Source organism: Micromonospora parathelypteridis, assembly GCF_014201145.1.
GTDB classification, from domain to species: domain Bacteria; phylum Actinomycetota; class Actinomycetes; order Mycobacteriales; family Micromonosporaceae; genus Micromonospora; species Micromonospora parathelypteridis.
On sequence record NZ_JACHDP010000001.1, the window covers coordinates 1,018,693 to 1,033,295 of the forward strand.

General features: G+C 72.1%; 12 protein-coding genes. 3 read left to right on the forward strand and 9 right to left on the reverse strand.

Translation table 11 applies throughout. The features are described 5' to 3' along the window. Positions 1-728: 728 nt before the first annotated feature. On the forward strand, positions 729-2,072 hold the full coding sequence (locus tag HNR20_RS04125) for a GH1 family beta-glucosidase (RefSeq protein WP_184176597.1): 1,344 nt from the start codon (positions 729-731) through the stop codon (positions 2,070-2,072). A gap of 75 nt (positions 2,073-2,147) precedes the next feature. Here HNR20_RS04125 and HNR20_RS04130 read toward each other — a convergent pair whose 3' ends face one another. The 3 genes from HNR20_RS04130 to HNR20_RS04140 form a co-directional block, all read right to left on the reverse strand. Further along, positions 2,148-2,570 carry a roadblock/LC7 domain-containing protein gene (locus tag HNR20_RS04130; protein ID WP_184176599.1) on the reverse strand — a complete coding sequence of 141 codons (423 nt, stop codon included), beginning with the start codon at positions 2,568-2,570 and terminating at the stop codon, positions 2,148-2,150. Continuing rightward, on the reverse strand, positions 2,567-5,104 hold the full coding sequence (locus tag HNR20_RS32625; RefSeq protein WP_184176601.1) for a sensor histidine kinase: 2,538 nt from the start codon (positions 5,102-5,104) through the stop codon (positions 2,567-2,569). Before HNR20_RS32625 ends, HNR20_RS04130 begins: the two co-directional genes overlap by 4 nt. Before the next feature lie 99 nt (positions 5,105-5,203). Further along, on the reverse strand, positions 5,204-6,616 hold the full coding sequence (locus HNR20_RS04140) for an FGGY family carbohydrate kinase (protein WP_184176603.1): 1,413 nt from the start codon (positions 6,614-6,616) through the stop codon (positions 5,204-5,206). Positions 6,617-6,824: 208 nt separating this feature from the next. On the opposite strand from HNR20_RS04140, the gene HNR20_RS04145 reads away from it, so the two are divergent. After that, on the forward strand, positions 6,825-8,747 hold the full coding sequence (locus HNR20_RS04145; protein WP_184176605.1) for an anthranilate synthase family protein: 1,923 nt from the start codon (positions 6,825-6,827) through the stop codon (positions 8,745-8,747). 109 nt (positions 8,748-8,856) lie between these two features. Here the strand turns inward: HNR20_RS04145 and wrbA are convergent, their stop codons facing one another. The 5 genes from wrbA to HNR20_RS32140 form a co-directional block, all read right to left on the reverse strand. Beyond that, a complete protein-coding gene (wrbA, locus tag HNR20_RS04150; protein WP_184176607.1) occupies positions 8,857-9,474 on the reverse strand; it encodes an NAD(P)H:quinone oxidoreductase in 618 nt (205 codons plus the stop codon). 310 nt (positions 9,475-9,784) lie between these two features. After that, positions 9,785-10,153, reverse strand: a complete 369-nt coding sequence (locus HNR20_RS04155; RefSeq protein WP_184176609.1) for a DUF3037 domain-containing protein — start codon at positions 10,151-10,153, stop codon at positions 9,785-9,787. Continuing rightward, entirely contained in the window at positions 10,150-10,908 is a 759-nt protein-coding gene (locus tag HNR20_RS04160; RefSeq protein WP_184176611.1) for a HipA family kinase, read from the reverse strand. Before HNR20_RS04160 ends, HNR20_RS04155 begins: the two co-directional genes overlap by 4 nt. Positions 10,909-10,950: 42 nt before the next feature. Then, positions 10,951-11,343, reverse strand: coding sequence for a hypothetical protein (locus tag HNR20_RS04165; RefSeq protein WP_184176613.1), 393 nt, complete (start codon positions 11,341-11,343; stop codon positions 10,951-10,953). Positions 11,344-11,466: 123 nt separating this feature from the next. After that, positions 11,467-11,991: a hypothetical protein gene (locus HNR20_RS32140; RefSeq protein WP_229687169.1), complete on the reverse strand. Its 525-nt coding sequence runs from the start codon at positions 11,989-11,991 to the stop codon at positions 11,467-11,469. Between the two features lie 190 nt (positions 11,992-12,181). Between HNR20_RS32140 and HNR20_RS04175 the strand changes: the two genes are divergently transcribed. Then, positions 12,182-13,303, forward strand: a complete 1,122-nt coding sequence (locus HNR20_RS04175; protein ID WP_184176615.1) for a winged helix DNA-binding domain-containing protein — start codon at positions 12,182-12,184, stop codon at positions 13,301-13,303. An 83-nt stretch (positions 13,304-13,386) separates the two neighbouring features. On the opposite strand, the gene HNR20_RS04180 is transcribed toward HNR20_RS04175, so the two are convergent. Then, positions 13,387-14,595, reverse strand: coding sequence for an ABC transporter ATP-binding protein (locus HNR20_RS04180; RefSeq protein ID WP_184176618.1), 1,209 nt, complete (start codon positions 14,593-14,595; stop codon positions 13,387-13,389). Positions 14,596-14,603 lie beyond the last annotated feature (8 nt).

Sequence of the window (14,603 nt, forward strand, 5' to 3'; positions counted from 1 at the left end):
GGCCGGGGTAGGGCGGTGCGGCCCGCACGGGAGGGGGTCCCGCCGGCTGCGATCGGGTGACCGTGACCGGACGTTGTGCTGCCGGCTGCCCTCGGTGGACCCGCGCTCACGCGATGTGGCTCCTGTCGCGTCGAATCGACAGTCTGCCATGGAAGCGCTCCCACAACAAGCGCGCGCGGCACCGGATCGGCTCCTTGTTTCGATCTCGTTTTGGGTCTTTCACAAAGGCGTGACGGGCGTTACAGTCGCAACATCGGTCGATGGGAGCGCTTCCATCGACAAGGTTCCAACAAGAAGATCACCGGGGCCGTCTCTGACAGACCCGGTGAACCAGCCCGAGGGCTGACGACGGGCCAGCCCGGACGCCGTCGTCAGCCATCGTCCCGCCATACGGAGGGAGGTGGAACCAGAGCCACTCGCGTGGCCCGGCTCCCGCGCGACACGCACGGCAGGACCCAAATTCCGCCCGTGTGTGTGCAGTTACGGTGGGGACGGGGGTTGCCCTCCCCCGTCCCCACACTAAACCCCCGTACACGATGGGAAAAGAGGCCGACGGGACAGGCGCGCCGCGCCGCCCGGCGGCCTTGTTCGCTGTCCGGGGCCCCCAACCGCCTCGACCCGCCATCGCCGGCCGCCATGACGGCCAGCTGACCGGGCCGGCCACTCCTGGCCTATCCTGGGAGCGCTCCCGAATCTCGGCGGTGGCCCCGTATCCACGAGGAGAATCCATGTCGATACCTACTGGGCCCGCCGGCCCGCTACGCTTCCCCGACAACTTCGGCTGGGGCGCGGCGACCTCCGCGTACCAGATCGAAGGCGCCGCCAAGGAGGACGGGCGCGGCGAGTCCGTCTGGGACACCTTCAGCCGCGTCCCAGGGCGCACCCGCAACGGCGACACCGGCGACGTGGCCGCCGACCACTACCACCGGTACGCCGAGGACCTCGACCTCATGCGCGACCTCGGGTTGCGCAGCTACCGCTTCTCCATCTCCTGGCCACGAATCCAGCCCGACGGCACCGGCGCGCCCAACCAGCGCGGGCTCGACTTCTACCGCCGGCTCCTCGACGGCCTGCACGAACGCGGGATCGCCCCGATGGCCACCCTGTTCCACTGGGACCTCCCGCAGGCGCTGCAGGACGCCGACGGCTGGGAGTCACGCGACACCGCCTACCGCTTCGCCGACTACGCCGACCTGGTCTTCCGCGCCCTCGGCGATCGGGTACCGGCCTGGCTCACCATCAACGAACCCAAGACCGTGGTGCAGAACGGCTACCTCACCGGCCACCACGCCCCCGGCCGGCAGGACCCGGACGCCGCCTACCTGGTCGCCCACCACCTGCAGCTCGCGCACGGGCTCGCCGTCGGCGCGCTGCGGGCCAGCGGCAGCGACGGCCGGATCGGCCCCGCACTCAACCTGCACCCCTGCTACCCCGCCGACGACTCCCCGCAGGCTGCCGCGGCCGCCCGCCTCTACGACAGCTACGAGAACCGCCTCTACCTGGACTCCCTGCTCCGGGGCAGCTACCCGGAGGATCTGCTGGCCGACCTCGGTCCGCAGAGCCGGATGGTCCAGGGCGTCCGCGACGGCGACCTGGCGATCATCTCCGCGCCGATCGACCTGCTGGCCGTGCAGTACTACACGCCGATCTACGTCACCGCCGACAGCGGCACCGAGCGACGCTGGACGACCTCCGAGGCCGAGTGGCAGCAGATCTACCCCCAGGGGTTGTACGACCTGCTGACCCGGGTCACCCGCGACTACGGCCCGATCCCACTCACCATCACCGAGAACGGGCTGCCCACACCGGACACCCTGGCCGCGGACGACACCGTCCACGACGCGGGTCGGATCAGTTTCCTGCGCGACCACCTCACCGCCGTGCACCAGGCCATCGCCGCCGGGGTGCCGCTGGAGAGCTTCCACGTCTGGTCACTGCTGGACAACTTCGAGTGGGACGCGGGATACGACCAGCGCTGGGGACTGGTCTACGTGGACTACCCGACCCAGCGGCGGGTGCTCAAGAGCAGCGCCGCCTGGTACCGCTCCGTCATCACCGACGGCGGCTTCTGAACGGGCCGCCACCCGGACGGCCGGGCCCGGACGGCTCGGCTCTGGTGAGCCGGCGACCGTCCGGGACTCGGCCGGTCAGCGGGGCAGAGCCTGCTGCAACTCCGCCCGCAACGCGGGGGTGAGCATCTCCCCCGCCTGCTTGGCCAGCCGGGCCATCTCGTAGCCCACCACGCCGATGTCCGCGTCACCGGCGGCCAGCGTGGCCAGGATCGAACCGTCGCGTACCTGCATCACCAGGAAGTAGCCGCGACCCATCTCGACCACCGTCTGCTTGACGACATCGCCGTCGAACATCTGGGCCGCGCCCGCGGTGATGCTCATCAGCCCGGAGGTCACCGCCGCGAGCTTGTCCGCGTTGTCGCGGGGCAGGTGGTCGGAGATCGCCACCAGCAGCCCGTCGGAGGAGACCACCACCGCGTGCGCCACACCCGGCACCCGCTCCGCGAACGCGCTCACCAGCCAGCTCAGGTCACGCGCCTCCTGGCTCAACGTCGTCACTGTCGTCGTCCCCCTTCGTCGTGCCCCCCGGACGGCGGCACGGGTATCTCGGTGGTGTCCTCGGCCTCGGCTCGCCGCACCCCGCTGTAGAGCCGGGAAAGCATGCCGCCGACCGCCTCCGGGTCCGGATCGGCGCGGTTCGGCGCCGACATCGGTTGTGCCGGACGGGTGACCGCGCTCAACTGCGCCATCGGCACCCGCATCGGCAACCCTCGCTCATTGGTGCCACCGGTCACCGGCACTGCCGGCGGCACCGCCGGCGCGGGCACCGCCGGCGCCGACGGGCCCTGCCGCGACCACCAGCCTCCACCGTCGTCGCCGGCCGCCGCAGGGGTCAACACGTCCTCGGCGCGCACCGGCACCGGACGTGCCTGGCGCGGCACGGCGACGCCCGGGGGCCGGCCGGCCACCGGCATGTCCCGTGCGCCGATGCCCGACCCCGGGGCAGCGGCCCCCCGGGTGATCCCGGGGTTCGGGACCACTCCCCGAGCGGCGCTCGTCGCCAGCATCCGTGCCGGCGCGGGCGGATCCAGCTCCACCGCTCCCGCCGGCGCCAGCAACTCCACGGGCAACGCGAGCCGGGCGACCAGGCCGTTCTCGCCCCCGTCGAGCCGCACGCGTAGACCCAGCCGGGAAGCCAGGTGGCTGACCACGAACAGACCCATCCGCTCCACCGCCGCGACGTCCGCGGCCGGAGGGCTGGCCAGCACGGCGTTCGCCTCGACCAGCGCGGCCGGGCTCATGCCCAGACCACGGTCGGCGATCTCGATCAGCGGGGTCGCGGCCTCGACCCTGGCCGTCACCACCACGACGGTGTCCGGGCGGGAGAAAGCCGTGGCGTTCTCCAGCAGCTCGGCCAACAGGTGCACCAGCTCGCCGACGGCGTGCCCCACCACGTACACGTCGGCCACCGACTCGATGCGGACCCGCTGGTACTGCTCGATCTCCGCGGCGGCGGCCAGCAGCACCGCCCCGAGGCCGACCGGCCGATTCCACCGACGGGTGGAGTCGGTGCCGGCGAGCACCAGCAGACTCTCGTCGTTACGGCGCATACGGGCAGCCAGGTGGTCGAGCTTGAACAGGTTCTCCAACTGGTCCGGGTCGCTCTCCTCACGCTCCAGGTCGTCCAGCAGCTCCAGTTGTCGCTCCACCAACACCTGGCTACGCCGGGCCAGGTTGACGAACATCGCGTTGACGTTGCGCCGCATGAGCGCCTGCTCGACGGCGACGGTGACCGCGCTGCGGTGCACCGCCACGAACGCCTCGGCCAGCTCACCGATCTCGTCGAGCGAGCGGACCACCGCCGGCGCGACCTCGATGCCGGGCACACCGCCGGTGACTGTCTTCAGACGGTCCAGTGCATCCGGCAACTCGACCTGCGCGATTCGCAGCGCCTGGCTACGCAGCATCCGCATCGACCGGGCGACCGACCGCCCGACGAGCAACGAGATCAGCAGGGCGACCAGCAGCACCGCGACGACCCCGCCGACCACCAGCAGGGTAGCTCGCAGCTGACCGTTGCTGGCGTCGTCGGCCTGCCGCACGGCGTCGTCCAGCACGCCCGCCTCCAGCTGCCGCAGCAACTCCTGGCGCTGCTGGCTCGCCACCCACCACTGCTCCGACGGCAGCACCTCTGGCGACGCGTCGCCGGTCGTCAGGCTGCGTTCCTCCAGTTGCACGGCGGTCAGGAACATCGGGGCCACGGTGGTCTCGTCGTACCGACGGATCTGGTCGGTGGTCGCGGCCACCCGGAACGCGCCGAGCGCGGTCAACTGCTGTGCGCGCAGATCGGCGAGGAGCACCCGGTCCTCGGTGCCGTACGCACCGGCGCGGGCGGCGCCGTAGAGCTGGGCCCGCACCCGGGAGGAGAGCTCCTTGACCCGGGCCAGCTGCACGTAGCGCAGCACCGCGTCGTTCAACGCGGGTTGGTCCTGCCCGGGCGTCGGCTCGGCGAGCAGGTCGATCATCGCGCCGACGGCCCGGTGATAGTTGCTGAGGATGGTGTCGCTGCTGAGCACCGCCGGCGGGATCGCCGGCCGGATGTCGACCACCTGGTCGTACGCCTCCAGCGCCTCGGAGAAGGCGACCCGCCAGGACGCGTCGGCGTCCGCGAGGGGCTCGGCGGCCCGGCGCAGGTCCACGATGGCCCGGTCGGTGGCCGCCTGCAACGGCTTCAGGTCGGTCGCCGCGGTCTCCCGGTCGCCGCCCCTGCGCAGCCCGCCCAGCTCCCCCGCCGAGCGGTCGCGTTCCTGCTGGAGCTGGTGCACCACCGCGGTGATCTGCCGGCCGATGCCGACCTGACGGGAGAAGTCGTTCAACGCCGTCGTCCGCCCGACCAGCGCGCTCGTCTGCACGCCCGCGAGCACCAGGAACGCCATCGACGGCACCATCAGCACGGTGGCGAGTTTCGTGCTCATCCGCCAGTCCCGCAGCCGGAACGGTGACCGGCGTCGATGCGGGACGACTCGGACGTCGAAGCGGCGCCGACGGTGGTTCGACACCGCGCCGTTCGCCGGGTCGGGACCTGCCGCCACCCTGCCTCCTCCGTCCTACCGCGTCCACCGCGGTCCGGGGAGCGCAGTCCATCCAACCAGGCTCGGGAGCGCTGTCAACGGCCCGGGCGACGCGGAGGTTCAGGAAGGATACTGCGGGTGGGGACGTCCTGCCGTGGTCGGCAGAACCAGCTCGTCCGTCCGGCCGATGTCGGCGAGGTCGACCGCGTCACCGAACCGACCCAGCGCCACCAGTGCCGCGCCGGTGGCGCCGATCTCCGGGTTGCGTTGGTGCGACACCGGTCGCGGTGCGAGCGCGGCGGCGAAGGCCTGCCGCCACCACATGGAGGCTGCCACCGCGCCCCCACCCAGCACCACGCCGACCGGCTTGTCGATCGTGGACTCCAGCACCGCGAGATCCTCGGCGACCAGCTCACACAGCCCCTGCATCAGCCCGGCCAGAATGTCCACGGAGGTGGTGCTGAAGCTGAGGCCACCGAGCCGGCCGGTGCCCGCCGGCGCCAGGCCGGGCGGCCGGTCGCCACCGAAGCGGGGGTCGGCCGGTCGGCCACCGCCCGCCGGCACCAGCGCCAGCGCCGCGTCCAGCTCCGCCCCCTGGGGCAACCGCAACTCCCGGTCCGCCCAGGCGAACAGGTTGCCCCCACTGGCGTACGCCGCACCGGTCACCACGTGGTCGTGGTCGACCCGGTAACGCCACAGCCGCTCGGGGAGCCGAGGCATCGGTTCGCCGGCCGGGATCCGCTGCATCAGCCGTACGGCGGCGGAGGTGCCGACGGTGACCGCGGCCCGGCTCGGGTCGACGCAGCCCGAGCCGACATTCGACGCCCCGCCGTCACCCACCGGCGGCGACCACCGGGCCCGCGCCAGCTGCGGCCAACGGCGGGCCTTCTCGGCCCGGAGCCGGCCGTGCCAGTCCAGCTCACCGAGGGGCGGCAGGTCCTGCGGCCGCGCCCCGGCCAACGTCAGCGCCTCCTCGTCCCAACGCAGGGTGCTCAGATCCAGCAGACCGGTCCCGGATGCCTGGGAAATCGACATGGGCGCCGACTCGAGCAGCTCGCCCAGCACGTACTCGGGCAGGCCGACGAACCGGGCGATCGGTGTGCCCGACCGTTCGCGCAACCAGGGCAACCGCATCGACCAGTACGAGCGGTGCCACCAGCAGCCGGTGCGCTGGTGGAAACCGTCCGGGTCGCTCGGCCCCGCCGTGCCGCCGACCGGCGCGGGCCGGGTGTCCAGCCAGGTGATCACCGGGCCGAGCGGTTCGCCGTCGCGGTCGAGTGGGAGCACCGAGTGCCACTGGGCGGAGACCGCCACCAGGTCGACCTCGTGCAGGTGCCCCGCGTCGGCCAGCTCGTCCAGGCAGTCGACCAGGGAGGCGAGATAGCCGGGACCGGACAGCGTGCCGGTGCCGTCGTCGCCGATGGCAAGGTCGATCTTGCGCCGGGCCAGGGCGCCGGGCAACGGTCGGGTGTCCGCGTCCAGCACCAGCCCGCGTACCGAGGAGGTGCCCAGGTCGAGCGCGAGAATGTTCATCGCCGGTCAAGTTACCCGGTGTCAGGTGGGCGCCGGGGGGCGTAGGGTGGATCGTATGCTCGCGCGTCTGACCTGCTGGTGGCCCGCCAACCCGGCGGCCCACTTCCGCGCGTAGCTCCATCCACGCGGCCGCCATCGAGGCGGTCGCCCGGATCTCCCGTCCGGAGAGCCCGCCCCGACTGCGGCGCCCGGCTCGACGGAGACTCCGATGACCCACCTGACCGACCTGCTCGCCGCCGTCGCCGACGGCGTCGACCCTGGCCCCTTCGCGCTGCTGCGCCGCGACGGCGCGGACGAACTCGAGCTGTTCACCGGCCCGGTCGACACCGTCGAGCGGCTCGCGGACATCCCGCTGACGCCGGGCACCCCCGGGGCACGGACGCTGGCCCTGGTGCCGTACCGGCAGATCACCGAACGCGGGTTTGCCTGCGTCGACGACGGCGCTCCGCTGGAGTGCCTGCGGGTCCGCGAGCATCAGCGGATCGCGCTGGCTGACGCTCTGGCCACGCTGCCCGACGAACCGGTCCGCACCGTCGATGCCGCCTTCGACATCAGCGACGAGGAGTACGCGCGGACGGTGCAGCGGGTGCTCGCCGAGGAGATCGGCCGCGGCGAGGGCGCGAACTTCGTCATCCACCGCGCCCTGCACGCCACCGTGCAGGGCCCACCGCTGGTTGCCGCGCTGGCCGCGCTGCGCCGGCTGCTGGTCGCCGAGCGCGGCGCGTACTGGACGTTCGTGGTGCACACCGGCACGCGGACGCTTGTCGGTGCCAGCCCGGAGCGGCACGTCAGCGTCGACGACGGGCTGGTGATGATGAACCCGATCAGCGGCACCTTCCGCAGCGCCGGTGGCACCGCGGACCGGGCGGCGCTGCTGCGCTTCCTTGCCGAGGAGAAGGAGGTCGAGGAGCTGTACATGGTCCTCGACGAGGAGTTGAAGATGATGGCCACCGTCGCCGAACACGGCGGCCAGGTGATCGGTCCGTACCTGAAGGAGATGTCGCACCTGGCGCACACCGAGTACCTGCTCGCCGGGCGGGGAACCCGTGACGTGCGGGAGGTGCTGCGCGAGACGATGTTCGCCCCCACCGTCACGGGCAGCCCGATGGAGAACGCCTGCCGGGTGATCGCCCGGCATGAGCGCCGGGGCCGGGGCTACTACGCGGGCGTGCTGGCCCTGCTCGGCCACGACGAGGCTGGCCGGCAGACACTCGACGCGCCGATCCTGATCCGTACCGCCGAGATCTCACCCACCGGCCGGCTGCGGGTGCCGGTGGGAGCCACCCTCGTCCGACACTCGACGGCTGCCGGCGAGGTGGCCGAGACGCACGCCAAGGCGGCCGGTGTGCTGGCCGCGCTCGGCCTCGGGCCGGCGGCCCCCGCCGGCGGCCGCGGGCCGGTCGCGCGACTGGCCGACGACCCGGCGGTACGCGAGGCGCTGGCCGCCCGCAACGCACCGCTGGCCCGGTTCTGGCTGGACCAGCGGGCACCGGACGCGCCGGGGTTGCCCGGGCTGGTCGGTCGGCGGGCTCTGATCGTGGACAACGAGGACACCTTCACCGGGATGCTGGCTCACCAACTGGGCGCTCTGGGGCTCACGGTCACGCTGCGGCCGTGGCACGTCGGCGGCCCGGTCGACGCGTACGACCTGGTGGTGGCCGGTCCCGGGCCGGGTGACCCGGGCAGCCTGGACGAGCCGAAGATGGTGGCGCTGCGGAGCCTGCTGGCCGGGCAGCTGGCGACCGGCCGGCCGACCCTCGCGGTCTGCCTCGGCCATCAGGTCCTCGCCGGGCTGCTGGGGCTGCCGCTGCACCGCCGGGAGACGACCTATCAGGGGTTGCAGCGGGAGGTGTCGCTGTTCGGCAGGACCCGGCGGGTCGGGTTCTACTCGACGTTCACCGCCCGCGCCGAGGCGGACCGGCTGGTTACCGCGTACGGGCCGGTGGAGCTGGCTCGGGACGCCGGCGACGGCGCCGTGCACGCCCTACGCGGGAGCGGCTTCGCCGGGGTGCAGTTCCACCCGGAGTCGGTGCTCAGCCCGGACGGGATCGAGGTGCTGACCGAGTTGTTGAGCGACCTGCTGCCGGCGCCGCGCGCCGACGAGCTGTCCGCCGCGGGCGGACACGCATAGTCGCCCCGCCTCGGGGTAGGGCTGGATCGACCGGTGGCGTGGACGGGCCGAGAGCCCCCGCCCGCGCCACCGGTCGCGGTCGGCGTCGTCACCCGGCCCACCGGGGCCGTCACCCGGCCATGCCCGCCTTCAGCGCGGTCCCGATCAGCACCGCCCGCCGGGCGGTGAGGGCGCAGGCTTCGAGTGCCACCGAGTCCGGGGCGATCTCCCCGTTGTTGCTCGTGTGCGAAGCGCCGTACGGGTTGCCGGCGATGAACTGGCTGGTATCGGTGTATCCGGGGGTGACCACGATGCCGCCCCAGTGGTAGAAGACGTTGAAGAGCGAGGTCAACGTGGTCTCCTGCCCCCCGTGCAGGGTCCCGGAGGAGGTGAAGCCCGCGTAGACCTTGTTGGCCAGCGCTCCCTGCGCCCAGAGCGGGCCGGAAGTGTCGATGAACTGCTTCAGCTGAGCGGCGATGATCCCGTACCGGGTCGGCGCGCCGAGGATCACGACGTCGGCCCAGGACAGGTCGTCGAGCATCGCCTCGGGCACATCCTGGGTCTCCAGGTGGTGCGCATGCCAGCCGGAGTTGGAGCGGATCGCCTCGTCCGGCGCCAACTCGTGCACCTTGCGCAGGCGCACGTCGGCGCCGGCATCCCCGGCGGCTTCGCACACGGCCTGCGCCATCTGGTACGTGGTGCCGGTGGCGCTGTAATAGATCACCGCTACCTTGGTCTGGGCAGCCATCAGAAGTTCCCCTTCTCGTCTCGGGTCAACTCCCGCGACTACCCGTTGGGCCCAACCTCTAACGGCAGCGCCCACGCGCGTACCCGGTACCGGTCCGCCGGGCTCAAGTTTTCCGCAACTTCCCGACTGTTTCCGCCCCACGAGCCGTGCGGACGGCGATCCTGATGCCACCGGTGCCGGCGGGAATCAGCCGCCGCCCCGCACCGCGCACCTGAACGGGGGATCGCGCTCCGCCAGCAACGGCGCTGGCGTAGCGCGATCAGGGGCCCGCCCAGCGCGCTCAACGGCTGCCGGCCGCTGCTGTCGCCGCTCAGTGGACCAGGGCCGCCATCAGTCGGTCCAGCTCGGCCGCCGGGTCGACCGTGAGGCCGGTGTGCACCGGGCCGGTCTGGATCATCGTGCTGCGCGGCGCGGCCAACCAGTGGAACCGCTCGCCGAGCCGCATCCGGGTCGCCGGCCCGTCGCCGGAGCAGGTCCGGTCCCAGGAGCCGAGCACCGCCGCCACCTCCGGCAGGTCGACGTCGGGCGCCAGCGCGCGGACCCGGTCGGCGTCCAGGTGTGTACGCGCGGCCAGGAAGTCGCGCTGCTGACAGTAGAGCAGCACCCCGACGTTGATCTGCTCGCCGCGCTCGATGCGGGGCACCAGCCGGATCAGCGCGTACTCGAACGGGTGCCTCATGCCGCGCTCCCCTGCGGCAGCCAGTCCGCGGTGCGGGTCATCCGGGCCGACAGGTGCTCCAGGTACGCGGCCCGGGCGGCATCCGCCGAGTCGAAGTCGGCGGCGGTCAGCCATTCCGCGGGCACCAGCGCCAGCACCTCGGTGAGCAGTTCGGGGGTGACCCTCGGCGCCAACTCCGCGTCGGCCTCGGCCAGCCGGGAGGCGTACGGGGCCAGCACGTGGTCGTCGGCGCGGTACGCCCGGTGCACGGCATTGGCCGCACGCGGCCAGTTGTGGTGGAAGTAGAGCGAGGCCCCGTGGTCGATCAGCCACAACTCCCGGTGCCAGACCAGCAGGTTCGGGTTGCGCCAGCTCCGGTCGACGTTCTCCACGTACGCGTCGAACCAGAGCACCCGGGAGGCCAGCGCCGGGTCGACGGGGTGCGCCAGCGGGTCGAAACCCAGCGCCCCGGGCAGGAAGTCCATCCCCAGGTTGGCGCCTCCGCTGTTACGCAGCAGCTCTTGCACCTCCTGGTCGGGCTCGGCTCGCCCGATCACGGGGTCGATGTCGAGCACGACCAGCGGGGGCACCCGCAGCTCCAGCCGGCGGGCCAGCTCGCCGCAGATCACCTCGGCGATCAGCGCCTTGGGCCCTTGGCCGGCACCCCGGAACTTCGCCACGTACGTGCCCAGGTCGTCGGCCTCCACCACGCCAGGCAGCGACCCACCCTCGCGCAGCGGGGTGACGTATCGGATCGCGGTGACCTGGCGGAGCACGCCGCCCACCCTACTGTGGCCTCCGCCCGCGCCTGCCGGGGATCAGTCGAGCTTGTCGCGCAGCTTGTCGACCTGGGTCTGGAGGCGGTCCACCGCGTTCTCGTTGTTGACGAAGGTGGAGATGCCCGCGGCCAGCCCCAAGCCGATCAGTACGGCCAGGATGCTGAGCACCAGGCCTCCGATCGACACGCCGCGGCCGGTGACCCCCGGTCGGCTGGCCATCTTGAGGCCGACGATGCCGAGGATGATCCCGATGATGCCGAGCACCAGCCCCAGCCAGGCGAGGATCGCCGTCAACACACTGAACAGACCGGCCACCCCGAACACCAGGGCAAAGGTCGCGGCGGCGCTCGTCTTCGCCCGGCCGTCCGCCCGATGGGTCCGGGACCCGGCCGGTGCGCCGGCACCCCGGGCCGGCTCGCTTGCGGCAGTCATGAGGCTCCCTTCCGTACGCGCGGCGCGCGCACTTCCGGATGGCCGCCTTCCCGCTGCGTGGGCGGTTATGCCCCACGCGGTGCCCAAAAGAGCGTCGGTACCGGTCAGGGGGCGTCAGTCGCGTCAGGAGGTGAAGGGGTACCGCAGTTCGAGGATCGTGGCGTCGCCTCGCTCCTGCCCGACGCCGACCGGCTGCCACTCGAGGGGCGTGACCTCTTCGACCTCGACGACGGTGGGGTCGTCCTTGACCTCGACCTTCGCCGCGAGCGTGTTCGTGTTGTCACCGCGGACGAAGTAGACCTTGGGAATCTCCATGGTGAGCAGGCCCGAGGCCCCGGTGGGCTTGAAGCAGAAGTTGCTGCCACCCGGCAACGTGAGGTCGTTGCTCTGCACCAGGATCAGATCCTCGGGCGGGTTGTTGGGCCTGGAGCCACAGTCGACCAGGGTGATGTGCCCGTCGCCCTTGATCAGCTTGATGCCCCGCTGGGCCAACACCTGCGCGGCACCCGGGTAGGAGTAGTCCTCCACGATGGAGGGCGGCGTGTCCTCGGCCGACGAGGGCAGTTGACTGATGACAACGGCTGCGGTGCTGGCCAGCACCACAGCGGCGCCGCCGACGATGGCCGTCTTCCAAGAGGACGTCTGCACTTTGTCGTCAACCCCCGTGAAGTCACCCGAGAACCAGGCCGTCCGCACACTGGGGTGCGGGGCGGCGCGGCGGCACCGTTGCGGCACCAGATGGCGACGTGGGAGATCGTGCCACATCTACGTCCCGCCGTGGGTCCCTCTGTCGGGCGTGTGCCCTACCCTGGCGCAACCACCTGCGGGGAGGAATACGATGACCAGGGAACTCACGGCATCCGAGGCGCTCGATCTGCGGATGACGAGCCTGCTGTTGCGGGCGCACCCGAGCGCCCGACCCGGTGGCGTCGCCGACGTGGTCGAGTGGTTCGGCGCGATGCAGGCGCAGGATCTGGCGAGTGGCCTGTGGTCGTTGGGCGCCCGGCTGCCGGGGCGGACCATCGTCGACGTGCAGGCGGCGCTGGAGCGCCGCGAGGCTCTGCGCACGTGGCCGATGCGCGGCACCGTGCACCTCATCCCACCCGCCGACACCCGCTGGATGCTGGAGCTGACCGGCGTCCGCTCGCTGGCGGGCGCGGCGACCCGCCGGGTGCAGCTCGGGCTCACCGACGCGGACGCGGACCGGGCGGTGGACGTGCTCGGCGCCGCCTTGGTCGGCGGGGGCCGGCTCACCCGAGCGCAGTGCCTGGAGGCCCTTCGCGCGGCCGGGGTGGCGACCGACGGTCAGCGCGGCTACCACCTGCTGTGGTTTGCGAGTGTGCGCGGGGTGACCTGCGTGGCACCGAACATCGGCACCGAGCAGACCTTCGCTCTGCTCGACGAGTGGGCGCCCGAGCAACGCCACCTGGATCGGGACGAGGCGCTGGCCCTGCTCGCCCACCGCTACGCCCGCGGGCACGGGCCGGTCACCGCCCGCGAGTTCGCCGGCTGGAGCGGCCTCACCCTGACCGACGCGCGGCGCGGGCTGGCCGCCGCCGCCGACGTGCTGCACACGGTACGGGTCGACGACGAGCCGATGCACGTCGACGCGGCGCTGGCCGACATCGCGTTGGCCGACGCGCGGACACCGCTGGACGACGTGCTGGCGCTGCCCGGCTTCGATGAGTACCTGCTCGGCTACCGGGACCGCACGCTGATGCTCGACCCGGCGCACCAGGCGGCCGTGGTGCCGGGCAACAACGGCATCTTCCAGGCCACGGTGGTCCGCGCCGGGCGGGTGGTGGGAGTGTGGAAGCGCAAGGTCGGCCGGTCCGCGGTCACGGTGACGATCCAACCGCTGACGACGCTGGACGCCGCCGCGCGCGCCCGGGTGGAGCAGGCGTTGGGGCGGTACGCCGATTTCCTCGGGCTGCCTGGCCGCTACGACTGGTTGGCCTGACCGCTGCCCCCCTCCTGCGGATGTCGCGGGGGCACGGCGGGGGCCGGCGGGCGAACCCGCCGGCCCCCGTCGTGGTGGCGCTGTCAGTCGGCGAGCGCGCCGGCCGCCCGGCCCTCGTGCAGGGTCAGGTTGCGGCCGTTGGTCGGGTCGAACAGGTGGATCTTCTCCAGGTTGAACCAGACCCGGCGCGACTGCCCCTCGACCACCGGTGACTCGGCGGACAACCGGGTGACGAGGTTGCCGCCGGCACCGGCGAAGTCGGCCGCACCGGCGTCGGCGGCCAACTCCTCCAGCTCGGCGGCGCTGGCCCGCTCCCCCTCCACGGTGAAGTAGACGTACTTGTCCGAGCCCATCGACTCGACGATGTCCACGGGCGCCTCGAACTCGATGCCCCGGCGGCGGGTGTCCTCGTCGACCAGCTCGGCGTCCTCGAAGTGCTCGGGGCGGATGCCGAGGATCAGCTCGCGGGGTGCGTCCGCTGCCTCCAGCTCGCGGCGTACCCGGTCGCCGAGCGGCACGTCGCCCAGTGCGGTGTGCAGCCCGCCGTCCTGGACGGCGGCGTGCAGGAAGTTCATCGAGGGCGAACCGATGAAGCCGGCCACGAAGAGGTTTCGCGGGTGGTCGTAGAGCTCCTGTGGAGCGCCGACCTGCTGCACTGCGCCGCCGCGCATGATCACCACCCGGTCGCCGAGGGTCATCGCCTCGGTCTGGTCGTGGGTGACGTAGACGGTGGTGGTGCCGAGCTTCTTCTGCAACCGGGACACCACCGTGCGCATCTGCACCCGCAGCTTGGCGTCGAGGTTGGACAGCGGCTCGTCCATCAGGAACGCCTTCGGCTGGCGGACGATCGCCCGCCCCATCGCGACCCGTTGGCGCTGCCCACCGGAGAGGTTGGCCGGTTTGCGGTCGAGCAGCGGAACCAGCTCCAGCACCTTCGCCGCCTCGTCGACCTTCTGGTTGATGGTCTCCTTGTCCAGCTTCGCCAGCCGCAGCGGGAACGCCATGTTCTCCCGCACGGTCATGTTCGGGTAGAGCGCGTACGACTGGAACACCATGGCGATGTCCCGGTCCCGGGGAGCCTTGTCGTTGACGCGCTGCCCGGCGATGCGCAGCTCACCGGAGCTGATGTCCTCCAAACCGGCGATCATGTTGAGGGTGGTGGACTTACCGCAGCCCGAGGGCCCGACCAGGATCACGAACTCGCCGTCGGCGATCTCCAGGTCGACGTCCTGCACGGCGACGGTCCCGTCCGGGAAACTCTTGCTCACCTTGTCGAGCACGATGTCAGCCATGACTACTC

Excerpts from the sequence above, each read along its gene's own strand:
- HNR20_RS04165 (WP_184176613.1), bottom strand. The coding sequence starts at position 11,343 with ATGACTGCCGCAAGCGAGCCGGCCCGGGGTGCCGGCGCACCGGCCGGG.
- HNR20_RS04145 (WP_184176605.1), top strand. The coding sequence starts at position 6,825 with ATGACCCACCTGACCGACCTGCTCGCCGCCGTCGCCGACGGCGTCGAC.
- HNR20_RS04140 (WP_184176603.1), bottom strand. The coding sequence starts at position 6,616 with ATGAACATTCTCGCGCTCGACCTGGGCACCTCCTCGGTACGCGGGCTG.
- HNR20_RS04180 (WP_184176618.1), bottom strand. The coding sequence starts at position 14,595 with ATGGCTGACATCGTGCTCGACAAGGTGAGCAAGAGTTTCCCGGACGGG.
- HNR20_RS04125 (WP_184176597.1), top strand. The coding sequence starts at position 729 with ATGTCGATACCTACTGGGCCCGCCGGCCCGCTACGCTTCCCCGACAAC.
- wrbA (WP_184176607.1), bottom strand. The coding sequence starts at position 9,474 with ATGGCTGCCCAGACCAAGGTAGCGGTGATCTATTACAGCGCCACCGGC.
- HNR20_RS04155 (WP_184176609.1), bottom strand. The coding sequence starts at position 10,153 with ATGAGGCACCCGTTCGAGTACGCGCTGATCCGGCTGGTGCCCCGCATC.
- HNR20_RS04175 (WP_184176615.1), top strand. The coding sequence starts at position 12,182 with ATGACCAGGGAACTCACGGCATCCGAGGCGCTCGATCTGCGGATGACG.